Here is a 22,988-nt window from a genome sequence, read left to right as displayed (position 1 = left end):
GTCAGTCCGCCGCCGCGGCAGCAGGTGCGCGCAGCACGCGCAGCACCCCGTCCGCCCAATCCAGCCCGATCTGCTCGCCGTCGTCATGCGGGCGGCGGCCGTCATTGGGCGTCAGGATGGTCAGCGCCCCCACCGGCGAATCCAGGTCGTACATCCACTGGCTGCCCAGGAAATAGCGCGTGTTGACGACACAGGCGAGCTTGCCTTGGCCGGACGGCACGGGCACCAGCTTTTCCGGGCGCAGCGACAACTGCACGCTGTCGCCGTGGCGCAGGCCTTCGCCGTCGACCACAAGGCTCAGCGCGCCGGTCTGGACTTCGGCCTGCGCGCCGCAGCGCGTCACGCGGCCGGGCAGCAGATTGGTCTTGCCGACAAAGCGCGAGATGAACTCGGTTTGCGGGTGTTCATACATGCGGTAGGGCGCGTCCACTTGCGTCGCGCGGCCGTCCTGCATGACCACAACGCGATCGCTGATGGACAGGGCCTCGGCCTGATCGTGCGTGACCATGACGGTGGTGGTGCCGATCTTGCGCTGAATGCTGCGCAGCTCGAACTGCATGTCTTCGCGCAGCTTGGCGTCCAGGTTGGACAGCGGTTCATCCAGCAGCAGCACAGGCGGACGGATCACCAGCGCGCGGGCCAGCGCCACGCGTTGCCGCTGGCCGCCCGACAGTTCGCGCGGGAAGCGGTCCGCATGCTTGTCCAGCTTGACCAGCGCCAACGCCTCGCGCACGCGGTCCTGGCGCTCGGCACGTTCGACCTTGCGCATCTTCAAGCCGAAGGCCACGTTGTCGGCCACGGTCAGGTGCGGAAACAGCGCATAGCTCTGGAACACGATGCCCAGCCCGCGCGTGTTGGGCTTGGCGTGCGTGATGTCGCGGCCGTCCAGCGTGATGGTGCCGCAGGTCACGTCGGCAAAGCCGGCAATCATCTGCAGCGTGGTGGTCTTGCCGCAACCGGACGGGCCGAGCAGTGAGACGAACTCGCCCTTATCGACCGACAGGCAGAAGTCCGAGACGACACGCAGATCGCCGTAGTTCTTGGAGACGTTGTCCAGCCGCAGAAATGCCATGTTCCAAACCCCGTGGCCCGTCCGGGCCCTGCACCGCCGGGTGGAAAAAGTGCCGCCCAGGCTGCCTAAGTGATGGCGCAGTCTAGGAGCCGCCAAAACAGAGGGTCAATTAGGGTTTTCCGAAGAATCGAATTTTTTATTAGTTATTTCCGTTAGACTGAATTTCCTGATAAAAGTACGTCAGACTATTTTGATTATCGGAACCCGAGAATGAAGAAATCAGAAGCGGCGGAAGATTCCGCAGGCCAGGGCGTGTTGCAGCGGGCGTTTGCCGTGCTGCGCGTGCTGGCCGACGCCAAGGGAGACAAGCTGCGCCTGACCGATATCGCCGCCCGCACGGGCCAGGCGCAGGCCACGGTGCATCGGGTGCTGCAAGGTTTGATGCAGGAGGGCGTGGTGGAGCAGCCGGCCCAAAGCAAGGGCTATCAGCTCAGCGTCGCCTTCTTTTCCCTGGCGGCCGCGGCGGGCAACCATCAGTCCAGTTTGCGCACGCTCTACCGGCCAGCCATGCTGCGGCTATCGGGCATGCTCAACGACACCATCTTTCTGCTGGTGCGCAGCGGCTTTGATGCGGTCTGCGTGGATCGGGTCGACGGCGCCTTTCCGGTACGCTCGCACACCGGCGACATCGGCGGCCGTGTGCCACTCGGCATGGGACAAGGCGGCCTGGTGCTCCTGGCCAGCCTGCCCGAAGCCGAGCGCGAAGAGGTCATGCGCTTCAACATTCCGCGCCTGCATCACCTGGGCTTCGTGGACGAGATCTCGATGCGCGTGCGCATCAAGGAATGCCTGGAACTGCGCTACGCGCGCAGTCAGGGGCAGGGCGTGTTTCCCAACATCGCGGGGCTGGCAGTGCCGGTCTACGATCCCAACGGCGTCACGGTCGCCGCATTGAGCGTGGCGGCGCCCATCGAACGCATCAGCGACGAACGCCTGCCGCTGATCGTGGAAATGCTGCGCCGCGAGGCCGACGCGGTGGGCGCGCAGATCAACCCTTTCGACCCGGCGCTGCGCCGTCCCAGCCAGTTTCTGGGCACGGGCAACGGCGCGTAGCCAAGGCGCCGGTGCGCGGCGTCCGTGCATAAAAAAACCCGGACACGCAAAGGTCCGGGTTTTCTCGACAAGCGTCAGCGATCAGGTCGGATACGTGCCCGGCAGCAGAATGCTGCGGTCGCCCGGCTCGATCGTGCGGCGGCCGCACAGCGCCATCGTCGTGTCCATTTCCTTGTACAGGATCTCCAGCGTGCGAGTCACGCCGGCCTGGCCGTATGCGCCCAGCCCGTACAGGAAGGCGCGGCCGATCATCGTGCCGCGCGCGCCCAGCGCCACGGCCTTCAGGATGTCCTGGCCGGAGCGGATGCCGCCGTCCATCCACACCTCGATCTTCGAACCCACGGCATCGGCAATTCCCGGCAGGGCCGCGATGGACGACATGGCGCCGTCAAGCTGGCGACCGCCGTGGTTGCTGACGATGAGCGCGTCGGCGCCGCTGTTGGCGGCGAGCTGCGCGTCCTCGACGTCAAGAATGCCCTTGATGATGAGCTTGCCGCCCCAGCGCTGCTTGATCCATTCCACGTCGTCCCAGCTCAGGCGCGGATCGAATTGCTCGGCCGTCCACGACGACAGCGACGACAGGTCGCTCACGCCCTTGGCGTGGCCGACGATGTTGCCGAAGGTGCGGCGCTTGGTGCCCAGCATGCCCATGCACCAGCGCGGCTTGGTCGCCAGGTTGATGAGGTTGCGCAGCGTGGGCTTGGGCGGCGTGGACAGGCCGTTCTTGATGTCCTTGTGGCGCTGGCCCAGGATCTGCAGGTCCAGCGTCAGCACCAGCGCCGAGCAGCCGGCGGCCTTGGCGCGGTCGATCAGGTTGCCCACGAACTCGCGGTCGCGCATGACGTAGAGCTGGAACCAGAAGGGCTTGCCGGTGGCCTGCGCCACGTCTTCCAGCGAGCAGATGCTCATCGTGGACAGCGTGAACGGCACGCCGAAATCGGCGGCGGCCTTGGCGGCCAGAATTTCGCCGTCGGCATGCTGCATGCCGGTCAGGCCCGTGGGCGAAATCGCCAGCGGCATGACCACGTCCTGGCCCACCATGGTGGTGCGCAGCGACCGGCCTTCCATGTTGACCGCCACGCGCTGGCGCAGCTTGATCCGATGAAAGTCGCTTTCGTTCGCGCGATAGGTGCCTTCGGTCCAGGCGCCGGAATCGGCGTAGTCGTAGAACATGCGCGGCACGCGCTTCTGCGCGACAACGCGCAAATCTTCGATGCAGGTGATCGTAGAAAGGTTAGCGGTCATGGAGTGTCTGTGGAGTGGTAGGGGGGCGCCAGCGCCGCCCAGTATACGCGCCGAGGCCGGCAAGCGTCGCTTGCCGGCCCCGTTCGCCCCCCTGCGCAAAGGCTCTATGGCCCCTGCACGCCCAGCCCTAGCGCGGCCACACCTTGCTGACCGCGCGTATCGTTGCCCACGCCACCCAGCGCGGGCTGGTCAGCCGCGCGCCCGGCAGCCGGCGCATCACGTCCACCGCCAACCCGCCGCGCTTGTGCCATTGCTTTTTGCGGGTCTGGCTGTCGGTCCAGCGGCCCTCCAGCCACGGGAATTCCCGGCGGCCCGGCTTGTACACCGGCGGCGTGTTGTAGATCAGGATGTACGCCAGCCGCGGCGTCTGCGACGTGTTCGGTCCGGTGAAGTGCAGCGTGCGCGCATCGTGGACGGTGATGCCGCCCGGATCAAGGGGTTCGGCCACCGCCTGTTCGCGCGGGAAATCACCGCAGCATTCCAGCGGATGCAGCGTCTTGTCGCCGCCCGGAGAGCGGTGCTCCAGCACGTCCCATTTGTTCGAGCCCGGCAGGAACTGCATGCAGCCGTTCTCGACGGTGGCCGGCTGCAGCGCCAGCCAGATGCTCAGCTCGTTGTAGACAAAGTCCGGCGACCGGAAGGCTTCGTCCTGGTGCCACGGCGTTTCCGGACCGTGCGGGCCGGGCTTGAGCAACGCGTGCTCGCCATACAGCGCCGCCTGCGGGCCCAGCAGTTGCCGCGCCAGTTCCAGCGTGCGTTCGTGGTAAACCGTCTTCAGCAGGCCCGGGGCATAATGTCGCGGATCGTGCAGACTCGGAAACTTCGCGGGCTTGCTCGGGTCGTCGCGGCTGACAAAGTCATATTGCGCGCCCTCGTTGTAACCCGTCTTATTCGAGAACAAGTCCAGCAGCGTCCTGCGGATGTAGCCGACCTCGTCCTGAGGGCACATGTCCTTCAAGGCCAGGTAACCCTGATCCCTGTAGCGCGCTGTCTCGGCATCCGACAACAAACTGGTCTCTTCCATAATGGCTTCTCCAAGCTCTGGTAATGGGTATTTCTAAGCTGGCACGTTTTGACATGGGCTCTAACGTATCGCTTCGAACCCCCCCGGGCCTATAGACCATCCGCTGTAGCCGGTTCCGCCTACGCCAGTCGAGCGTGGCGGCGCATCATCCGAAGGAAAAACCCATGCAAGACCCTAAGGCCGATACCCAGATCGAAACCGTCCACGTCACCGTCAGCGGCACGGTGCAAGGCGTGGGCTACCGGCACGCCACGGTGCGGCGCGCTCACATGCTTGGCGCGAAGGGCTGGGTGCAGAACATGCTGGACGGCACGGTCGAAGCGCTGGTGCAGGGCACGCCTGACCAGGTCGATCACATGCTGGAATGGCTGCGCCGCGGACCGCCGGGCGCGTCGGTGCAGGAAATCATCACGCGCCGGGAGTACACCGATAAGCGTTACATCCGCTTCGAGCAACTTTGAGGTCTGCGGGGCCTCGCCGGCACGATGTAGACCGGGCGGATGAGGCCCCTGTAACGCAAAGGCTGACCAGCGCTAGCGCGTGCGCATCCAGCGCGCGCCGACCTGGTTGATGACCAGCCCGGCCAGCACGCATCCGGCGCCCGCCCATTGCAGCGGCTGCAGCCGCTCGCCGAACGCCATGGACGCCGCCCACAGCCCCACCACGGGCACAAGCAGCGAGAACGGCGCGACCTTGGCCGCGGGATGGCGCGACAGCAGTTGCGTCCACAGCGTGTAGGCGACCAGCGTAGCCAGCACCGCCAGGTACAGCACCGACAACGCCTCGCCCCAGCCCATACCGGTGACCATGCCGACCACCGGTTCCCAGCCGTCGATCAACACGGCCAGCGCCAGGAAGGGCAGCACCGGGGCGGCGCTGCTCCATGCGATGAACGCGAAGGGGTCGTACCCGGGCGCCTTGCGGCTGGCCAGCCGGACGATCATGTTGGACACCGCCCACATGAACGCCGCCCCCAGCGTCAGGACAAAGCCCAGCATCGTCATCTGCCCCGGCCCGTCGCCACGCGCCCCCGCGATGACCGCGAGGCCCATCGCGGCCACGCCCAGTCCGATCCAATGATGCCGCCGCGCGCGCTCATGCAGCACGGGCGCGGCCAGCAGCAGCGTGAAGAATGCCTGGGTCTGGATGACAAGCGACGCCATGCCGGCCGGCATGCCGAACTTGAGCGCGGTGAACAGCAGGCCGAACTGGCCCAGCCCCTGGACCAGCCCGTAGGCCGCGACCCAGTGCCACGGCAGCCGCGGCATGCGCACGAAGAGAATGAGCGGGAAGGCCGCCAGCGCGAATCGCAACGCGCCCAGCATCATGGGAGACAAGCCCCGCATGCCGACCTTCATGACAACGAAATTCAGGCCCCAGATGACCACCACCGCGAGGGCGCAGAAATAGTCTTTCCGGGAAAGATGAGTGGGGGTGGACATGGCGGGCATTATCGCATCGCCCACCCCAAAAAAGGCTGAATCAGCGCGCGTTCAGCACCGCGGAAAACGCCTTGACGGCCACGTCGATATCGTCGTCGCCGATGTGCCGGTGCGTGACGCAACGCAGCCGCGTGCGGCCCCAGGGACGCGTCAGCACGCCTTGCGCCTGCAGGGCCGCGACCCACTCGGCATTGGTCATGCCGGTGTCCGCGGTCTCGACCTGCACGATGTTGGTTTGCGGCACGGTCGCGGTCAGCGCGGGCGCCTGGGCGCCTTTCAGCCCGCTCTTTATCGCATTGATGCCGTCGCTCAGCCGGCGCGCGCGCACGTGGTCTTCGGACAGACGCGCGCTCATGTGCTGCACGCCTTCCAGGCCGGCTGCGGCCATGATGCCGGACTGCCGCTGCGTGCCGCCCAGCATGCGGCGCAGCGTGCGCGACTTGGCGATAACGGCCTGACTGCCCGCCAGCACCGCGCCCACCGGCGCGCTCAGGCCCTTGGACAGGCACAGCGACACCGTGTCCGTATGACGCGTGATGTCCGTGGCCGGCACGCCCAGCGCCACCGCCGCGTTGAACAGCCGCGCACCATCCAGGTGCACGGACACGCCAGCCGCGCGCGCCATGCCATGCACGGCCCGCATGTGGTCCAGCGGTAAGACCGTGCCGCCCGCGTTGTTGTGCGACGTCTCCATCGCCACGAGCGCGGTCTTGAGCCGGTGACCGCCCGTCATCAGCGCGTCTTCGAGCCGGTTCAGGTCCATCGCGCCTTCGGCGCCCGGCAAGCCTTGGTAGAACAGACCCGTGAACGTGGCCGCGCCGCGTTCCGACGTGTACATGTGGGCGGTCGCTTCCAGCGCCACCTGCTCGCTGCGCTGCGTTTGCGCCAGCACGGCCAGCAGGTTGGCCATCGTGCAGCTCGGCACGAACAGGCCCGCCTCCTTGCCCAGGCTGGACGCCACATAGGCCTCCAGCTCGCGCACGGTGGGATCGCCGTCCAGGCCGTCATCGCCGATCGGCGCGGTGCGCATGCGCTCATACATGGCCGCGGTCGGGTGCGTGACCGTATCGCTGCGCAGGTCGACGCGAGGTGGGGGAGGTTCGGCGGGGGTCCGCTGGGTCATGGCTTTCAATGCTGCAAAATTTTGGAAAGAAATTGGCGCGTGCGCGGGGCACGCTCCTCGACATTGCCGAAGAACTCCTCCTTCTGGCAGTCCTCGACAATCTTGCCGCCGTCCATGAAGATCACACGGTCGGCGACGCGGCGCGCGAACCCCATCTCGTGGGTCACCACCATCATGGTCATGCCTTCGCCGGCCAGGTCGGTCATCACGTCCAGCACCTCGTTGACCATCTCCGGGTCCAGCGCCGACGTGGGCTCATCGAACAGCATCACGACCGGGTCCATCGACAGCGCCCGGGCGATCGCCACGCGCTGCTGCTGGCCGCCCGACAGTTCGCCGGGATGCTTGTCCTTGTGCGCCGACAGGCCCACGCGTTCAAGCAGCGCAAGCGCGCGCTGACGCGCTTCGTCCTTGCCGCGTTTGAGCACCTTGATCTGCCCCAGGCACAGGTTCTCGGTCACCGACAGGTGCGGGAACAGCTCGAAGTGCTGGAACACCATGCCAGCCACCGCGCGCAGCTTGGGCAGGTCGGTGCGCGGATCGCCCACCGACACGCCGTTGACCACGATCTCGCCCTTCTGAAAGGGTTCAAGCGCGTTGACGGTCTTGATCAGCGTGGACTTGCCCGACCCGGACGGGCCGCACACCACCACGACTTCACCGCGGCGCACGGTGGTGGAGCAGTCGTCCAGCACCTGGAAGTCGCCGTACCATTTGCTGACCTGCCGGATCTCGATCATCGGGGGATTGGAAGAGGATTGCATCGTTGAACCTGTGGATAACATGGGCGCCGCGGCAAGCCGCTCAGCGCAGCACCCGCGTACGCTTTTCAAGCTGCTTGACCAGACGCGATGCCGTGAAGCAAATCACGAAATACACCACCGCCACGAAGAGATAGAGTTCGACCAGCCGGCCGTCACGCTGGCCGATCTTGGACGCGGCGCCCAGGAAGTCGGTGAGCGACAGCACATACACCAGCGACGTGTCCTGGAACAGGATGATGACGCGCGTCAGCAGCGCCGGCACCATGTTGCGCAGCGCCTGCGGCAGCACGACGTAGCGCATGCCCTGCCAATGATTCAGGCCCAGCGCCATGCTGGCCGACACCTGGCCGCGCGCGATGGACTGGATGCCGGCACGCATGATTTCGCAGAAGTACGCGGCCTCGAACAGCGTGAACGTGATCACCGCCGAGTTGAACGCCCCCACGCGCAGCGGCGTGGGCGAGCCCACCACCCACGCGGCGATGTACGGCATCAAAAAGTAGAACCAGAAGATCACCAGCAAGAGCGGGATCGAACGCATCACGTTCACGTAGATGCCCGCCGGCACCGACAGGATCTTGTAGCGCGACAGGCGCATCATCGCCAGGATCGTGCCCAGCGCCAGCCCCATCACCGCCGCCAGCACGGTCAGCGTCAGCGTGAAGGTCATGCCGGTCTGGAACAGGTACGGCAGCGAGCCCCAGATCACATCAAAATCGAATTTGCCCATGTCAGCGCCCCAATCCCGCAGGCGACTTCGCGGCCGCGCCGATCAGCCCGGGCACCGCGACACGGCGCTCGAGCGTGCGCATCCCCAGCACGACGATGCCGTTCAGAATCAGGTAGATCACCGTCGCGGCCGAGAACGCCTCGAAGATGTGAAAGCTGAACTCCGCCATCGAGCGCGCCTGGCCCGTCAATTCCAGAAGGCCAATGGTCAGCGCCACCGACGAATACTTGATCGTGCCCATGAACTCCGAGGTCAGCGGCGGCAGCACGATGCGATAGGCCTCGGGCAGGATGATGTAGCGATAGACTTGCGCCTCGGTCAGTCCCAGCGCGGTCCCCGCCTGAAACTGGCCGCGCGGCAGCGACTGGATGCCTGCGCGCAACTGCTCGGCCACGCGCGCCGATCCGTAAAAACCCAGGCACAGCACCGCGGGCAGAAACTGCCCCCAGGGCTGCGACATCTGCTTCATCGCCAGGCCCCAGGCATGCGGCAGAAGTTCGGGCAGCACGAAATACCACAGGAACATCTGCACCAGCAGCGGCACATTGCGGAAAAGCTCCACATACGTCGCGCCGACGGCGTTCATCAGACGGGACTGCGCCGTGCGCATCACGCCCAGCCAGGACCCCAGCAACAGCGAGAACACCCACGCCGTCAGTGCCAGCGCGAGCGTCCAGCCCACGCCGATCAGGATCGTTTCCAGGAAGGTATGCACGCCGTCCGGCGACATCTCCAGGAAGACGCTCCAACTCCAGTTGTAATTCATGCCCTCGCCCTTGATTGCAACGCCGGTCATGGCCGGCGTCTTTGCCTCGTCATTCGCCGCGGGAACGCGCTGCGCCCCGCGGCATGCTGCTTACTCGTAGGCCTTGGGATCGCCCGAGTCGGTGGGCTTGGCGAGCGCGCGCTTCAGGGCGTCGCTCATGGGGTACTTCAGGTTGATCTGCTTGGGCGGGATCGGCGCATTGAAGTACTTGTCGTACAGCGCGGCAACCTTGCCGGTCTTCATCAGGTCCAGCACCGCATCGTCGACCACCTTCTTGAACTTGGGATCGTCCTTGGGCTGCATGATGCCGTAGGGCGCCAGTTCCAGGCCCTTCTTGCCGATCACGAAGGCGTCCGGGTTCTTGGACGAGGCCACGGCGCCATAGGCGATGCCGTCGTCATTGGCCGAACCCGCGGCGCGGCCCGATTCCACCATCAGGATGGTTTCGGCGGTGTCCTTGGTGGGCGCCATGGAGATACCCAGGTTACCCTGCGCATTCAATTGCGAAATCAGCTTGAACGTCTGGCCGCCGGCCTGCGCCGCGATGGTCTTGCCGCGGAACGAGGACAGGTCATTGGGGTCCACGCCGCCGTCCTTGCGCGCCACCAGCACCACCTGCGCTACGAAGGTCGTGGGCGCGAAGGACACCAGCTTGTGACGGGCTTCGTTGTTGGTGGTGTTGCCGCATTCCAGGTCGATCGTGCCGTTGGCCAGCAGCGGAATGCGCGTGGCAGACGTCGTCGGGTTGTAGCGGACTTCAAGCTTGGGCAGCTTCAGCGCTTCCTGCACGTACTTGGCGACTTCCTGGCAGATCTCGACCGTGTAGCCGATCGGCTTCTGATTGCCGTCCAGATAGGCAAACGGCACCGAGGTCTCGGGGTGGCCGATCGTCAGGACGCCGGTTTCCCGGATCTTGTCCAGGCGGCTGGGGCCTTCGGCATAAGCCGTCGCGGTGGTGCCCAGCAGGGCGGCGGCGACGGAGATCGCGGCAAGTGCTTTCATCTGATTCCCTTGGCGCCGTACGTGCGGCGCGTGTTTATGATCACGATCGGCGGATCCAGTCTGGCTGGCGACCGCCGCGTCCCGCGATGAGCCCCGCGGCTGGCAAAAAGTATCAACTAGCAGTATGGTTTTATCCAGTTCCAATCAGGTATTCCTCTATACGGATTTGACATGGCCATTACTCGCATGGGCTTGCGACACATTGAGGCGTTCCGCGCCGTCATGATGACCGGATCCATGACCGCTGCGGCCCGCCGGGTGCATACCTCGCAGCCGCACGTTAGCCGCTTAATCGCGCAATTGGAAGCCATCACCCAGTTTCCATTGTTTGACCGCAATGGCAGCCGGCTGAGCCCGACCCAGGACGGGTCGCGCTTCTTTCAGGAGGTCGAAAAGACCTTCATCGGCCTCGCCGGCCTGGAGTCGGCGGCGGCCAGCATCCGCTCGTTCAGCGCCAGCCGCCTGAGTGTGGCGGCCATGCCACGCCTGGCGGGCGGGCTACTGGCGCGCATCGTCGCCGCCTTCAAGACCGAGTACCCGGACGTCATGGTGTCCATCCACTCGGGCAACGCCAGCGCGGTCCACAACTGGATCAGCTCGGGGTTCTGCGACACGGGGCTGGCGATGCTGTCCGGCGAGGCGCCCGGCATCCAGGTCGAGCCCGTGCTCACGATGAGCTGCGTGGCGGTGCTGCCGCGCGGACACCGCCTGACCAAACTGAAGAAGCTCAAGCCCGCCGACTTCGCGGGCGAGCCCTTCGTTGCGTTTCCCAGCGGCACCCCGCTGCGCGAAAAGATCGACGCCGTCTTCAAGTCCGCCAAGGTCGAACGCCATACGGTGGCCGAAGCGGGGTTGGGCTCGTCGGTGTGCGCGCTGGTGGGCGCGGGGCTGGGCGTAGCCTTGATCAACCCCCTGGCCGCGCGCGAGGAGTACGAAGCGAACGGCGTCGAGGTCCGGCCGTTCAGCCCGGCGGTGCCGGTCACCGTCGCGCTGCTGTATCCGCCGTATCACACGCGCACGCGCCTGGTCACGGTGTTCTCGCGCTATGCGCACCAGCTGATGCAGGAAGAGATGGGGGATCTGAAGGCGCGGCCGCCGCGGTAGCCGTTCGCGACGGCGAAGGCAACTGCCTAGGCCGGCGTCACCCGCCCGTCGCGGTGCAGCATCACCAGCCCGCCCGTGTCGCCACGCATGGCCCGCACCGGTTCGCCCTTGCTCCATTGCTCCGCAATCGCCGGCGGGCCGTTGTAGACGCCCGCCGCCGTCTGCAAGGATTCCGGCGAGCCGATCCAGGCGTAGGCGGGTTCATGCAGCCAGTCGCCCTCAGCGCGCGCCACGCCCACGAAAAACCCGTCCACGTTGTAAGGGCAGGGCGCTTCGTCCGCGTGCATCACCAGCCACCCATACCCGCCGTTCCACGCCAACCCGAACGTCAGCACATGGCGGCAGGCAAGCACCTCGCGGCCCTCGGCCATGTCGTACACGCCCTCGGCCCACGTCTCGTCGCCATCGTCATCGCGCCCCACATTCGCCAGGATCCGCGCATACCGCCCCGCCTGGCCATCAGGCGCGGGCTCCGGGATGCCTGGCCGTTCCGACGGCAGCCAGCTCACCTCACCGAGATCGCTGTAAACGATGGGCACGCGCACCGCCCCCTCGCCATCCACCACGCCACGCCGCGCATCTGGCGTCAGCACGCTGATCCGCATCAAGCCGCTTTTCCACAGTTCGGCAGCATCCGCCGAGGTATCCAGCGGCGCGAGCGCAGCAAAGCTCGCATCCAGCACCGGCCGCCCCGATGCATCGATCAGCCCCTGCATCCCATCGCGCTCGGTGATGAACGCATGCAGGTCCTCGTCCCAATAAACGTCCTCCCACTCGGGCGCCGCCACCCAATACCCATGCCGGTCGATGAGCCCCCACGCCTGCGCCTCGAACGCGGGCGCCAGGCCCCCGGGGCAGAACGACCCCGCGTCCTCGAAGCGCGGCGTGATCGCCCAGCCACCCGACTTGTCCACAAAGCCCAGCCGATCTCCCACGCGCGCCACCACCAGGCCTTGCGCGCAGTTCCAGGCCTCGTCCAATGACGGCGGCAGGATTTCACGGCCGTCCGCGGCGATCAGACCGATCTTGTCGCCCACCTGGACGCTTGCCACGTCCTCTTCAAAATCCCATACCGCGTCAAAGCGCGGCGCCACGAGCACGCTAGCAACGTTTTCCGTCACGCGCAGCAGCCCGGTGCGTCCTTCGCGGCTTATCCACAGCACGCCTTCATCGGACGCGCCACTGCGCCAGATCGCATCCCACTGCGGTGCCATCACCGGCAGCCAGCAATCGTCGTTGTCGTCGGATTCGGATTCTGGATCGACCGCTCGCAGCCCCCACAACTTGTCCACACGGTAGCGGTACAACCCGCCGCCAAGCCACGCGCCGTCATCATCGCCACCCTCGGCCACATAGTCCTCGAAACTGACCGTGCGGGCCGGCTCCTGTTCATGAAAGTAGGAATGCGACAGTCCGCCAAAACCAAATCGCCACGCCCAGCCGGAGGCGTCGCCGGCATCCTGCACGTCCAGCAATCGGCACACAGCGGCCAAGTCACCGGCCTGCATGCCTTGCCGCACGGCTAGCCAGCGTTCTTCGCACAAGGTACGCGTCTGGTGAACGTAAGCCGCCGAGCCGTCCGCGTGCAGCCACGACAGTTCATTGAGATTTGCGCTTATCCACAACTCGCCGTCGTCGTCGTGTTCTTCGATCAGCTCGCCTAGATACTGCGCGGCGGCATCGAACTGCAGCACGGGCAGCGCATCGTCGCGATCCGAGTGCGCCCCCATGAATGCCGCCAGTTCGCCCAGCCGCTGATGGGCAACGCGCGCATCGGCGGCAATGCCCGCACCATTGCCATCGCCATCGACATCACCAAGGAGGTCCTGGTCATCCGGCGCCGCGCCGGACTCGCCACTCGCCAGCAGCACCTGCCACAACGTCGGCAGGTTGCCGTTCGCGCTGGCGATCTCCGCGGGCGGCGCGCCTTCATCCTCGTCCGAGCACAGATACAGCCAGGCCCGATTTCCCATCTTCACTTCCTTTGATTGCAGAGGCGCCCGGGGCGCTTGATTGGTGACACCCGATAGCCGGATCCGGAAAGACAAAAGGCCAGCCCGGATCGGGCTGGCCTTCGATGTGCAATCACCTTCAATCCGCACGGCCTTTCGTCAGGTCTTCCTGACCGAAGTGTATTCGCGAATCCACCGCGGGCGGATCCGCTGGCGTCCATTCAACCCGCGCTGCCGCCACCACCTTGAGACGCCGCCAGCGCAACCGCACTCTCGAAGTTCTTGCCGTTCTCATTGGCAATGGCCTCTGCCAGCTTCATCATCATGGACATCAAAGACGAGTTCAACACCGCCACTTTCACCTGAAGGGCGGCCGTCAGCGCGGCCTTCTGCTTTTCATCCATGGTGGCCGACTGAACATCGCGCAACTCTTCCAGCGCTTGCGCAAGCTGCTTCTCCAATTGCGCAATCTGCTCCCTGAGCGACTCCAGCGATTCGCCTCCATTCTTGGCGGGATCCGAGTCCTTGCTCTGCTGCGCCGCCGACGTGTCGGTCGACGACGCGTCGGCATCTGTCTGCGACTCCGGCTCCGTGGCGCCGACTTCATTCACTTGAGAAGCGGGAGGGGGGGACGGTGGTTCGTACCGCGAAGCGACTGGCGTCGAACTGGCACTGCCGATCTCTACTATCATTTTTGGTGTCTCTGAAAAAGCGGCTCGGAAAGCGGTTGTGGCGAACGCGCCCACACTCGTCTGAACCACAGTCGAGGCAAAGGCATCCAGCAACGCGCCAAAAATTCTAGTAGCGGGTTTGACACGCCAATGGCCGTTTTGCGCCACGGTGATTGCCGGGTTGTGCCATGGTTGTGCCAACCTAGGCCTGCCGGCGAAACTCGCCGGGCGTCAGCCCGCAGAACAGACGAAACTGCCTGACAAAATGCGATGCATCGCTGTAGCCGCACCTGCGGCCAATCTCCGCGACACTCAAGGCGCGAAAGACACGACTCGCGAGCATTCGCTTCGCCGTCTCCAGGCGTATCTCGGCAATCGCGCGCGGAATCGATATCCGTAATCCGGACGTGTGCCGATACAAGGTACGCACCGAGATGCCCAGATCTGCCGCCACATCCGCAGCCGTGAGGCTGGACTCAACGTGGCGGTCGAGCAGCACCTTCCGTACTCGTTCATATACGCTTCTGGCGGCGCTGCGCGTCGTATCGGGGGCATCCTCCACGGCAAGACCGATGAGGGCGCCAAGTTGATCGGCGAGCGTGCCCTGCCTATCCGCCGCGGCGTTCGCAAACTCCGAACATAGCTGCCGGACAAACGCGCACAACACGCGAGACCAGCCCATCGAGGCATCCAGGCGAACGCCGACGTGATCTTCAGGATTGGCTATCCATACGCTGATCCAGCTGCTTGGAAAACTGATCGTAAAGATCTCCGACGCATCGGGCAGGCGCAGCGTGTACTCCCGGCGCGAACTCAACAAGACAAGGTCTTCGGGTTGCAAGCGTTCGGCACGTCCACGGGTGCCCAACGACCACATCGCGCGGTATGACCCAACAAGGAAATATCGCTCACGGCCATCTGTGGCGATGTTGGCCGCGGTACGCCGAACCGTCACGCCGACGCTGGCTTCGGTCTTGCTGATGCGCAACACACCCATCTCACGCGACCGAAGTTCTGCCCGAAAGTGCGCATCGTCCGGGATGGCGATTTCCGCCTTGTCGATGGATTGGCCCACCGCATCTATCCAGTACTTCCTTCTTTGCGTCTCCGGAACCGTATCGGTAGACCAGATCTGAACCAAGGCATCCGGATCATTCATAGGAAAACTCGTGCTGCAAACATCGGCATGCGCAACGCGCGGACGATTCCGCGCACCGCATGCCCGCTGCGCGCCTCAGGCCGGAGCCACCTTGCTCCGTGGGTCATCGATGATCTGCCGCGCGACTTCATACCGGATTCCCTGCCGATCCAGAATTCGAACATGCTTGACGACGTGCGCCAGCGCCGCCAGGAACGACGGCGCGTGTTCGTGACGCTCGTAAGCCGCCTCATCCGCCCAGCCCTCCACGAGATGAAACAGATTGGCGTCCGTCAGATCCGCGGCAAAGGCGTAGTAGATGCAGCCGGGCATCTTTCTGGCGGCCAGCATGTCGGGGATGACGGCATCGACAAATGACTGCCGGTCTTCGGGGTGCACGCGGTAATAGGCCGCAACCACAACCGATGTCGGCAGGTCTTTGTCATGGTCGGCGGCAGACTGGCCATGGTCGGGGAATTGGGCGCCGTAGGCGCCGGGTTGATGGGGAAGGTTCATATCAATCCTGTCGATGGTTCGTGTGACGGTTCACTGCCCGGGGTGCTTGGGATTCCACAGCCTGAGGCTGGTGCGGTGTTCATATCCCTTGCCATTCGGGTAGCTGACGAGTTCCATGTCTGACCCCCAAGGCGAGCGAAAGTGAACCCACGTCTCACCTTCGGTATCGCCCGATGTCATCGTGACGGGTTTACCCAGAACGGTGATGCCTTGGGCCTTCAGATAAGACACTGCACCCTCGATATCGTCGGTGTAGAACGCGATATGCGAGGCGCCAATATCCTCGGCGCGCGGCATGACCTTGCTGCCCCGCGAATTCTTGTATTCGAACAACTCGATGTTTGACCCTGCTCCGCAACGCAGCATGGCAATCGTGACGCTATCGGCGCGGGGCGCGAAACCCGCAGCATCGGGCGACGCCGTAGGGTCCAGCTGGAATGGCCCGATTCGTGTCACCGATTCGCATCCGAAGGCACTGACGAAGAACGTCTCCGCCTGCTTCAGATCGGGCACGTTGATACCCACGTGATCCACACCCGCCACGCGGATGCCAGCCGCCTGCGATGCGCCACCTGTCAGAACGCCAATCGCCATGAGGCAAGAAGCCAGTAGTTTCATGATGCGTATCTCACTTACGGACGATCGAGAAAGACGTGGGCGCTCGCAAGCTTGCCGTCTTTGATGGTGAAGATATCCTCTCCGTGCACCTGGTCCGGATTGCCGCGCGGACCATAGCTCCAGACCACGCGGCCGAGACCATGATTCCAAGTGATTGGAGCTGGCGTGAACTGGAATCCGACATGGGTGCCTTGCAACTGCTCGATCAGGCGGTTTACCTCTGCATAACCTGCGGCGACACCGCTTTGATCGGCCACGAAGAAATCTTGCGTGTACACCTGGTCAAACTTCAGTTCGCGGGATTGGGCGCTTGCGTCGTTCCATATCGAAAAATGGATGTCGATCAAGCGTTGCGCCACATCGGCGGCGTCGTGCGTGTCGGGTTTCATTGGTGATGTTTCCTGTGCGTGCGCATAAGGCGCGCTGCACATCGCAGCCAGCGCCAATACGCAATGAGTCAAGAATTTCATGTTGAGAAGTCGCGATCGGAAGCGCGATGCGTTCAGACCTGCGCCATCCCGCCGTCGACAAACAGCTCGATGCCGTTGACGAAGCTCGCTGCGTCTGAAGCCAGAAACGCCACGGCCTTGCCGATCTCTTGCGGTTCGCCCAGCCGGCCCAGCGGCACCTGCGCGGCCAGATGATCGAACAGCCCCTGGCGGGCTTCGTCGGGAACCAGACCGCCCAGGCCCGGCGTGCGGATCGGACCGGGGCTGACGACGTTCACGCGGATGCCGCGCGGCTTCAGATCCAACGCCCACGAGCGCGCGAAGTTGCGCACCGCCGCCTTGCTGGCGCTATACACGCTGAAATTTTCCGTGCCCTGGATCGATACGGTCGACGCCGTCAGGATTACCGAAGCGCCATCGACCAGCAGCGGCAAGGCCTTTTGCACGGTAAACAACGTGCCGCGCACATTGGTGCCGAAGATGCGATCGAAGTGCTCTTCCGTGATCGCGCCCAGCGGCATCATGTCGCCGCCGCCCGCGTTGGCGAACAGGATGTCGAGCTTGCCGGCGCTCTTGGCGATCTGCGCGTAGACGTTGTCCAGGTCGCTCAGCACCGACGCGTCGGCACGGATGCCCGTTGCCGCGCCGCCGATGCTGGCCACGGCGGCATCGAGTTCGGCCTGGCGGCGGCCGGTGATGAAGACGCGCGCACCTTGCGCGGCCAATTCCTGAGCGGTCGCCAGACCGATGCCCGTGGTGCCGCCGGTGACGAGTGCAATCTTGCCGTTGAGTTGCTGATTCATGATGAGCTCCATTACCTGATGAGGAAGTTTTCAGTCAGCCGGCTCGGGAGGGGAGTCTCCTGAATCGCCGTGTTGACTGCGCATGGAGGTACTGTAGGCGTGCGGGGATAATGAATAAACCCTGCAAGATTGGAATAACTATCCATATTTATGGATAATCAGCGCGCAGCGGCGGATGTCATGCGCGGACCCGTTGATGGGGATTCCAGCGATGCCCGCGTGGTTGGGAGGCAGGGCGGTTTTTCACCTGAGCAATGGCGAAATCTGGAACCGCTCGGCTGGCAGGGAATTTCGGCTTGAACTGCCGAGAACCAAAGAAAAAGGGGCTGCAAAAGCAGCCCCTATTACGAACGCCAGAACTCCCGGGAAAAACTAGGTATTCGCGGGATCCAACAAGATCAAGCGTCGATGTTGCCCGCCGACAGCGCGTGCGTTTCGATGAAGTTGCGGCGCGGTTCGACGTCGTCGCCCATCAGCGTGGTGAAGACCTCGTCCGCCGCAATGGCGTCCTCGATCTGCACGCGCAACAGGCGGCGCACCTTCGGGTCCATCGTGGTTTCCCACAGCTGCTCGGGGTTCATTTCACCCAGACCCTTGTAGCGCTGCTTGGAGATGCTGCGGTCGGCTTCGCTGCGCAGCCACTGCATGGCTTCGCGGAAGTCGGATACGGGCTGTTCCTTGCGCTTGTCGCCTTCACCGCGAGCGGCCATCGAACGCGCGCCGACCTTGCCCAGGAAGCTCTTGGCGGCCTTGGACAGGATGGCGTAATCCGAGCCATTGATGAAGTCGGCGTCGATGATGCTGACGCGCACGTTGCCGTGGTGCATGCGCTGCACGGACAGGCGATGGCGCTCGGTGGCTTCGTCGAATTGCGGGACGACTTCAACGCCATTGCCGTTGATGGGATCGCGCATGGCGTCGGCCAGCCGCTTGGCGGAGTCCGCGGCGGCCTCGGCGGTTTCCAGGTTGATCTCGACGCCTTCGGCCATGGCCGACAGCGCGCCCACGTCGAACACGCGCGACAGGCGGGCGATGACGCCGTCGGCCGCCACGTACTGGCGCGCCAGGTCGTTCAGTTCTTCGCCGCGGATGATGTTGCCGCCCGAGATGATCTCGGCGTCCTTCAGGGCGAGCGTCAGCATGAACTGCGCTTCTTCCTGGTCATCCTTCAGATAGCGCTCTTCGCGGCCAACTTTGACCTTGTAGAGCGGCGGCTGCGCGATGTACACGTAGCCGCGCTGCACCAGCTCGGGCATCTGACGGTACAGCAGCGTGAGCAGCAGGGTGCGGATGTGCGCGCCGTCAACGTCCGCGTCAGTCATGATGATGAGGCGGTGGTAGCGCAGCTTTTCCACATTGAAGTCGGGACCGATGCTGGTGCCCAGCGCCGTGATCAGCGTGGCGATCTGCTCGCTGGCGATCAGGCGGTCAAAGCGTGCCTTCTCGACGTTCAGCACCTTGCCGCGCAGCGGCAGGATGGCCTGGAACTTGCGATCGCGGCCCTGCTTGGCCGAGCCGCCTGCGGAGTCACCCTCGACGATGTACAGCTCGCACAGCGCGGGATCCTTTTCCTGGCAGTCAGCCAGCTTGCCGGGCAGGCCGGCGCCTTCCAGCACGCTCTTGCGGCGCGTCATCTCGCGCGCCTTGCGCGCGGCTTCGCGGGCGCGGGCGGCTTCGACGATCTTGTTGCACAGGGCCTTGGCGTCGTTCGGGTGCTCGAGCAGCCAGGTTTCCAGCGTGCGGGCCACGGCTTCTTCAACGGCCGGACGCACTTCGCTGGACACCAGCTTGTCCTTGGTCTGGCTGCTGAACTTGGGCTCGGGCACTTTGACGGACAGCACGCAGGCCAGGCCTTCGCGCATGTCGTCGCCGGACGTCTCGACCTTGGCCTTCTTGGCCAGTTCGTTGTCGGTGATGTACTTGTTGATGATGCGCGTCATCGCGGCGCGCAGGCCGGTCAGGTGCGAACCGCCGTCGCGCTGCGGGATGTTGTTGGTGAAGCACAGCACGCTTTCGCTGTAGCTGTCGTTCCACTGCATCGCCACTTCAACGCCCACGGACACGCCGCCGGCCGCGGACTCGGTGCTGACCGAGAACACGTTCGGGTGCAGCACGGTCTTGGCGCGGTTGATGTATTCAACAAAGCCCTTCACGCCGCCCGAGAACGCGAAGTTCTCTTCCTTGCCCTGACGCTGGTCGATCAGGCGGATCTTGACGCCGTTGTTCAGGAACGAGAGCTCGCGCAAGCGCTTGGAGAGGATCTCGTAGTGGTATTCGATGTTGTTGAAGATGATCGGGTCGGCCAAAAAGCGCACTTCGGTGCCGCGCTTGTCGGTCGTGCCGGTCACGGCCAGGGGCGCCACGCGCTCACCCTGGCGGAATTCCATCTGGTGCACTTCGCCGTTGCGGCGGATGGTCAGCCGCAGCCATTCGGACAGCGCGTTCACGCACGACACGCCCACGCCGTGCAGGCCGCCGGACACCTTGTACGAGTTCTGGTCGAACTTGCCGCCGGCGTGCAGTTCCGTCATGACGATTTCGGCCGCGCTGCGGTGGAATTCGTCGTCCTTGTGGATGTCGGTCGGGATACCCCGGCCATTGTCCGTGACGGAAATGGAGTTGTCGGTATGGATCGTGACGACGATGTCGTCGCAATAGCCGGCCAGGGCTTCGTCGATGGCGTTATCGACGACCTCAAACACCATGTGGTGCAGGCCGGTGCCGTCGGACGTGTCGCCGATGTACATGCCGGGGCGCTTGCGCACGGCCTCCAGCCCCTTGAGCATCTTGATCGAGTCAGCGCCGTAGCCGCTGGTCTCGGGAGTGGTGTTCTGCTGATCTGACATGTCTGTATCGATAACGCTTTAAAGAACGGCCTGGCGGCCGGACCGCCCGCGGACCATCCGGTCCGCAAGCGGCACAAACCCACGGGGGGAGTGCGGACTAGATCCGCATCGGCATGACGACGTACTTGAACTGGTCGTCTTCGGGCAGGGTGATGAGCGCCGACGCATTGGCATCGGGCATGACCGACCACTGGATGTTGTCGACCTTCACGTTGGCCAGCACGTCGAGCAGGTAGCCCACGTTGAAACCCACGTCCAGCGCTTCATGGCTGTAGTCGATGTCGATTTCTTCCTGTGCCTCTTCCTGCTCGGCGTTCGAGGACGAGATCTTCATCTGGTTCTGCGCCAGTTGCAGGCGCACGCCCTTGAACTTGTCCGTGGTCAGGATGGCGGCGCGCTGCAGGCTGCCCTGGAGCGCTTCGCGGCCGACCAGGAAGTGGCGCGAGTAGTTCGTGGGAATCACACGCGTGAAATCGGGGAACTTGCCTTCGACCAGCTTGGAGACCAGCTCGACGTCGCCAAAGCGGAAACGGATCTGGCCCGGCGCCACGTCGATGGAGACGGTTTCGTCGGAGTCTTCCAGCAGGCGCTGCATTTCCAGCACGGTCTTGCGCGGCACGATGACTTCGTGGCGCTCGGCGATGCCGTCAGCTTCGGTCGAGCAGTGCGCCAGACGGTGGCCGTCGGTGGCAACCGCACGCACACGGCCCGGTTCAAACACCAGCAGCATGCCGTTCAGGTAGTAGCGGATGTCCTGCTGGGCCATGGCGAAGTGCACCATGTTGAACAGGTGGCGCAAGGTGCGCTGCGGCATGGTGAGCGAGACGTCCCACTGCTCGGGCTGAGCCACGGTGGGGAACTCGCTGGCGGCCAGCGTCTGCAGCGCAAAGCGGCTCTTGGCGGACTGCACCGACAGCTTGTTGCTGGCCAGGGCCAGGCGCACGTCGCCGGTATCGGGCAGGGCTTTCAGGATGTCCAGCAGCTTGCGCGCGGCCACCGTGGTGGACTCGTTGTCCTGGCCGACACCAAAGTCGGCGTGCGTCGTGATCTGCACTTCCAGGTCGGTCGCAATGAAGGCAACCTTGTTGCCTTCCTTGCGCATCAGGATGTTCGCAAGAATGGGCAGGGTATGGCGTCTTTCGACGATGCCCGCCACAGTCGACAGCGGTTTCAGCAATGCATCGCGTGTGGTTTGTACGAGTTGCATGTTCATCCTTTTAGAGTTTGTTCCAACACGTGCAGGGTATGGTTGAGCTCCGCTTGCTTGGCGCGGGCATCGGAAATCTTGCGAACGGCGTGTAGCACCGTGGTGTGATCACGGCCGCCGAATAAATCGCCGATTTCCGGCAGGCTTTTCTGGGTCAGCTCCTTGGCCAGGTACATCGCTACCTGGCGCGGCAACGCGATATTGGCCGGCCGGCGTTTCGAGTACATGTCGGCGACCTTGATCTTGTAGAAGTCCGCCACCGTCTTCTGGATGTTTTCCACGGTGATCTGGCCGTTGGAGACCGACAGCAGGTCCTTCAGCGCTTCCTTGCAGACATCCACCGTCAGCACGTCGCGGCCGTGGAAGCGCGCGTAGGCCAGGACCTTGCGCAGCGCGCCTTCCAGTTCGCGCACGTTGCTGCGCAGGTGCTTGGCGATGAAGAAGGCCACTTCCTCGGGCATGGGCACGCCTTCGGACTCGGCCTTGCGCAGCAGAATCGCCACGCGCATTTCAAGTTCCGGCGGCTCGATGGCCACCGTGAGGCCGGAGTCAAAGCGCGAGATCAGGCGGCTGTCGATGCCCGACAGTTCCTTGGGGTACGTATCGCTGGTGATGATGATCTGCTTGCGCTGCGCGACCATCGCCTCGAACGCATAGAAGAATTCTTCCTGCGTGCGGTTCTTGCCGGAGAAGAACTGGATATCGTCGATCAGCAGCAGATCGAGCGAATGGTAGTAACGCTTGAAATCGTCGAACGCCTTGCGCTGGTAGGCCTTGACCACGTCGGACACGTATTGGTCAGCATGCACATAGCGCACGCGCACCCCGGTGCCCGCCGCAACCATGGCGTTGCCGATGGCGTGGATCAGGTGGGTCTTGCCCAGGCCGACGCCGCCATACAGGAACAACGGGTTGTACGAGGTGCCGGGATTTTCCGCGACCTGCAACGCCGCCGCGCGCGCGAGCTGGTTGGCCTTACCGGTCACGAAGTTCTCGAACGTGAGGTCGGTGTTCAGGCGCGATCGCTCGTACACGATGTTGGCGGCGTCCGCATTCACGGCCTGCGCCGCGACGGTTGTCGCGGGGGCGGGCGGGGCGGTCGTCACGGTGACCGTCACGGGCGGCGCGGCGCCGGAAGGGGGCGCAGCGGACGGGTGCGGTTGCTGGGCTGGCTGCTGGGCACGCACGGGCGCGACCGGCATACGCGGCGCGGTCCCTTGCGTAGGCAACTCGAACAGCACCTGCACCGGTCGCTTGAACCACTCCGCGGCCAACGCTTCGATCTGGTGGGAAAAGTTTTTGCGCACCCAATCCAGCTTGAAGCGGTTGGGCGCGGCAACGCGCAGCACCGCCTGCGTTTCGTCGTACGCAAGCGGGACCAGCGGTCGTATCCACGCGCTGATTTGTTGGGGGGGGAGTTCCTGCTCAAGACGACTGACGCAGGTCTGCCAGAATTCTTTCAT

22 protein-coding genes are annotated in these 22,988 nt (G+C 64.4%); 3 read left to right on the top strand and 19 right to left on the bottom strand.

Going from position 1 to position 22,988, the window contains the following annotated elements; translation table 11 throughout:
* Nucleotide 1: 1 nt before the first annotated feature.
* Nucleotides 2-1,072, bottom strand: coding sequence for an ABC transporter ATP-binding protein (locus CLM73_RS00110; RefSeq protein ID WP_105236809.1), 1,071 nt, complete (start codon nt 1,070-1,072; stop codon nt 2-4).
* 210 nt (nt 1,073-1,282) lie between these two features.
* On the opposite strand from CLM73_RS00110, the gene CLM73_RS00105 reads away from it, so the two are divergent.
* Nucleotides 1,283-2,125, top strand: a complete 843-nt coding sequence (locus CLM73_RS00105) for an IclR family transcriptional regulator (protein ID WP_105236808.1) — start codon at nt 1,283-1,285, stop codon at nt 2,123-2,125.
* A gap of 81 nt (nt 2,126-2,206) precedes the next feature.
* Here the strand turns inward: CLM73_RS00105 and CLM73_RS00100 are convergent, their stop codons facing one another.
* Both CLM73_RS00100 and CLM73_RS00095 read right to left on the bottom strand, forming a co-directional pair.
* The gene (locus CLM73_RS00100; RefSeq protein WP_105236807.1) at nt 2,207-3,370 is read right to left on the bottom strand and encodes an alpha-hydroxy acid oxidase; all 1,164 of its coding nucleotides are present in this window, start codon (nt 3,368-3,370) and stop codon (nt 2,207-2,209) included.
* 127 nt (nt 3,371-3,497) lie between these two features.
* Entirely contained in the window at nt 3,498-4,394 is an 897-nt protein-coding gene (locus CLM73_RS00095; protein ID WP_105236806.1) for a phytanoyl-CoA dioxygenase family protein, read from the bottom strand.
* 164 nt (nt 4,395-4,558) lie between these two features.
* Here CLM73_RS00095 and CLM73_RS00090 point away from each other — a divergent pair, with 164 nt between their 5' ends.
* Nucleotides 4,559-4,855 carry an acylphosphatase gene (locus CLM73_RS00090; RefSeq protein WP_056565981.1) on the top strand — a complete coding sequence of 99 codons (297 nt, stop codon included), beginning with the start codon at nt 4,559-4,561 and terminating at the stop codon, nt 4,853-4,855.
* 72 nt (nt 4,856-4,927) lie between these two features.
* Here the strand turns inward: CLM73_RS00090 and CLM73_RS00085 are convergent, their stop codons facing one another.
* The 6 genes from CLM73_RS00085 to CLM73_RS00060 all read right to left on the bottom strand — a co-directional run bounded on the left by CLM73_RS00085 (nt 4,928) and on the right by CLM73_RS00060 (nt 10,221).
* Nucleotides 4,928-5,836, bottom strand: coding sequence for an EamA family transporter (locus tag CLM73_RS00085; protein WP_105241309.1), 909 nt, complete (start codon nt 5,834-5,836; stop codon nt 4,928-4,930).
* 40 nt (nt 5,837-5,876) lie between these two features.
* A complete protein-coding gene (locus tag CLM73_RS00080; protein ID WP_105236805.1) occupies nt 5,877-6,959 on the bottom strand; it encodes a threonine aldolase family protein in 1,083 nt (360 codons plus the stop codon).
* Nucleotides 6,960-6,964: 5 nt separating this feature from the next.
* A complete protein-coding gene (locus CLM73_RS00075; RefSeq protein WP_105236804.1) occupies nt 6,965-7,699 on the bottom strand; it encodes an amino acid ABC transporter ATP-binding protein in 735 nt (244 codons plus the stop codon).
* A 64-nt stretch (nt 7,700-7,763) separates the two neighbouring features.
* Nucleotides 7,764-8,453 carry an amino acid ABC transporter permease gene (locus CLM73_RS00070; protein WP_056565990.1) on the bottom strand — a complete coding sequence of 230 codons (690 nt, stop codon included), beginning with the start codon at nt 8,451-8,453 and terminating at the stop codon, nt 7,764-7,766.
* A 1-nt stretch (nt 8,454) separates the two neighbouring features.
* Nucleotides 8,455-9,219 (bottom strand): amino acid ABC transporter permease, encoded by a 765-nt coding sequence (locus CLM73_RS00065; RefSeq protein WP_105241308.1) that lies wholly within the window; start codon nt 9,217-9,219, stop codon nt 8,455-8,457.
* Nucleotides 9,220-9,309: 90 nt separating this feature from the next.
* Entirely contained in the window at nt 9,310-10,221 is a 912-nt protein-coding gene (locus CLM73_RS00060) for an amino acid ABC transporter substrate-binding protein (RefSeq protein WP_105236803.1), read from the bottom strand.
* Between the two features lie 171 nt (nt 10,222-10,392).
* Here CLM73_RS00060 and CLM73_RS00055 point away from each other — a divergent pair, with 171 nt between their 5' ends.
* A complete protein-coding gene (locus CLM73_RS00055) occupies nt 10,393-11,325 on the top strand; it encodes a LysR substrate-binding domain-containing protein (RefSeq protein ID WP_082578919.1) in 933 nt (310 codons plus the stop codon).
* Nucleotides 11,326-11,351: 26 nt separating this feature from the next.
* Here CLM73_RS00055 and CLM73_RS00050 read toward each other — a convergent pair whose 3' ends face one another.
* The 10 genes from CLM73_RS00050 to dnaA form a co-directional block, all read right to left on the bottom strand.
* Nucleotides 11,352-13,298 carry a WG repeat-containing protein gene (locus CLM73_RS00050; RefSeq protein ID WP_105236802.1) on the bottom strand — a complete coding sequence of 649 codons (1,947 nt, stop codon included), beginning with the start codon at nt 13,296-13,298 and terminating at the stop codon, nt 11,352-11,354.
* Between the two features lie 200 nt (nt 13,299-13,498).
* Nucleotides 13,499-13,888 (bottom strand): hypothetical protein, encoded by a 390-nt coding sequence (locus CLM73_RS00045; protein ID WP_105236801.1) that lies wholly within the window; start codon nt 13,886-13,888, stop codon nt 13,499-13,501.
* Between the two features lie 262 nt (nt 13,889-14,150).
* Complete coding sequence (locus CLM73_RS00040; RefSeq protein WP_105236800.1) at nt 14,151-15,107, bottom strand: helix-turn-helix domain-containing protein; 957 nt, start codon at nt 15,105-15,107, stop codon at nt 14,151-14,153.
* Nucleotides 15,108-15,182: 75 nt separating this feature from the next.
* Nucleotides 15,183-15,602, bottom strand: a complete 420-nt coding sequence (locus tag CLM73_RS00035) for a putative quinol monooxygenase (RefSeq protein ID WP_105236799.1) — start codon at nt 15,600-15,602, stop codon at nt 15,183-15,185.
* 30 nt (nt 15,603-15,632) lie between these two features.
* Nucleotides 15,633-16,220, bottom strand: a complete 588-nt coding sequence (locus CLM73_RS00030; RefSeq protein ID WP_105236798.1) for a VOC family protein — start codon at nt 16,218-16,220, stop codon at nt 15,633-15,635.
* A 14-nt stretch (nt 16,221-16,234) separates the two neighbouring features.
* On the bottom strand, nt 16,235-16,609 hold the full coding sequence (locus CLM73_RS00025; protein ID WP_105236797.1) for a 4-hydroxythreonine-4-phosphate dehydrogenase: 375 nt from the start codon (nt 16,607-16,609) through the stop codon (nt 16,235-16,237).
* 113 nt (nt 16,610-16,722) lie between these two features.
* A complete protein-coding gene (locus CLM73_RS00020; protein WP_056566010.1) occupies nt 16,723-17,472 on the bottom strand; it encodes an SDR family NAD(P)-dependent oxidoreductase in 750 nt (249 codons plus the stop codon).
* A 398-nt stretch (nt 17,473-17,870) separates the two neighbouring features.
* Nucleotides 17,871-20,318 carry a DNA topoisomerase (ATP-hydrolyzing) subunit B gene (gene gyrB, locus CLM73_RS00015; protein ID WP_105236796.1) on the bottom strand — a complete coding sequence of 816 codons (2,448 nt, stop codon included), beginning with the start codon at nt 20,316-20,318 and terminating at the stop codon, nt 17,871-17,873.
* A gap of 97 nt (nt 20,319-20,415) precedes the next feature.
* Nucleotides 20,416-21,525, bottom strand: coding sequence for a DNA polymerase III subunit beta (gene dnaN / locus CLM73_RS00010; protein ID WP_056567008.1), 1,110 nt, complete (start codon nt 21,523-21,525; stop codon nt 20,416-20,418).
* Between the two features lie 2 nt (nt 21,526-21,527).
* Complete coding sequence (dnaA, locus tag CLM73_RS00005) at nt 21,528-22,988, bottom strand: chromosomal replication initiator protein DnaA (RefSeq protein WP_105236794.1); 1,461 nt, start codon at nt 22,986-22,988, stop codon at nt 21,528-21,530.

Origin of the sequence: Achromobacter spanius, assembly GCF_002966795.1 — a bacterium.
Lineage (GTDB): Bacteria > Pseudomonadota > Gammaproteobacteria > Burkholderiales > Burkholderiaceae_B > Achromobacter > Achromobacter spanius_D.
This window is presented reverse-complemented; position numbering and strand designations above follow the sequence as displayed.

Coding starts and splice junctions, on each gene's coding strand:
- CLM73_RS00025 (WP_105236797.1), bottom strand. CDS start 16,609: ATGAAACCCGACACGCACGACGCCGCCGATGTGGCGCAACGCTTGATC.
- CLM73_RS00100 (WP_105236807.1), bottom strand. CDS start 3,370: ATGACCGCTAACCTTTCTACGATCACCTGCATCGAAGATTTGCGCGTT.
- CLM73_RS00035 (WP_105236799.1), bottom strand. CDS start 15,602: ATGAACCTTCCCCATCAACCCGGCGCCTACGGCGCCCAATTCCCCGAC.
- CLM73_RS00075 (WP_105236804.1), bottom strand. CDS start 7,699: ATGATCGAGATCCGGCAGGTCAGCAAATGGTACGGCGACTTCCAGGTG.
- CLM73_RS00095 (WP_105236806.1), bottom strand. CDS start 4,394: ATGGAAGAGACCAGTTTGTTGTCGGATGCCGAGACAGCGCGCTACAGG.
- gyrB (WP_105236796.1), bottom strand. CDS start 20,318: ATGTCAGATCAGCAGAACACCACTCCCGAGACCAGCGGCTACGGCGCT.
- CLM73_RS00055 (WP_082578919.1), top strand. CDS start 10,393: ATGGCCATTACTCGCATGGGCTTGCGACACATTGAGGCGTTCCGCGCC.
- CLM73_RS00070 (WP_056565990.1), bottom strand. CDS start 8,453: ATGGGCAAATTCGATTTTGATGTGATCTGGGGCTCGCTGCCGTACCTG.
- CLM73_RS00030 (WP_105236798.1), bottom strand. CDS start 16,220: ATGAAACTACTGGCTTCTTGCCTCATGGCGATTGGCGTTCTGACAGGT.
- CLM73_RS00065 (WP_105241308.1), bottom strand. CDS start 9,219: ATGAATTACAACTGGAGTTGGAGCGTCTTCCTGGAGATGTCGCCGGAC.
- CLM73_RS00050 (WP_105236802.1), bottom strand. CDS start 13,298: ATGGGAAATCGGGCCTGGCTGTATCTGTGCTCGGACGAGGATGAAGGC.
- dnaA (WP_105236794.1), bottom strand. CDS start 22,988: ATGAAAGAATTCTGGCAGACCTGCGTCAGTCGTCTTGAGCAGGAACTC.
- CLM73_RS00090 (WP_056565981.1), top strand. CDS start 4,559: ATGCAAGACCCTAAGGCCGATACCCAGATCGAAACCGTCCACGTCACC.
- CLM73_RS00020 (WP_056566010.1), bottom strand. CDS start 17,472: ATGAATCAGCAACTCAACGGCAAGATTGCACTCGTCACCGGCGGCACC.
- CLM73_RS00040 (WP_105236800.1), bottom strand. CDS start 15,107: ATGAATGATCCGGATGCCTTGGTTCAGATCTGGTCTACCGATACGGTT.
- CLM73_RS00105 (WP_105236808.1), top strand. CDS start 1,283: ATGAAGAAATCAGAAGCGGCGGAAGATTCCGCAGGCCAGGGCGTGTTG.
- dnaN (WP_056567008.1), bottom strand. CDS start 21,525: ATGCAACTCGTACAAACCACACGCGATGCATTGCTGAAACCGCTGTCG.
- CLM73_RS00080 (WP_105236805.1), bottom strand. CDS start 6,959: ATGACCCAGCGGACCCCCGCCGAACCTCCCCCACCTCGCGTCGACCTG.
- CLM73_RS00085 (WP_105241309.1), bottom strand. CDS start 5,836: ATGTCCACCCCCACTCATCTTTCCCGGAAAGACTATTTCTGCGCCCTC.
- CLM73_RS00110 (WP_105236809.1), bottom strand. CDS start 1,072: ATGGCATTTCTGCGGCTGGACAACGTCTCCAAGAACTACGGCGATCTG.
- CLM73_RS00060 (WP_105236803.1), bottom strand. CDS start 10,221: ATGAAAGCACTTGCCGCGATCTCCGTCGCCGCCGCCCTGCTGGGCACC.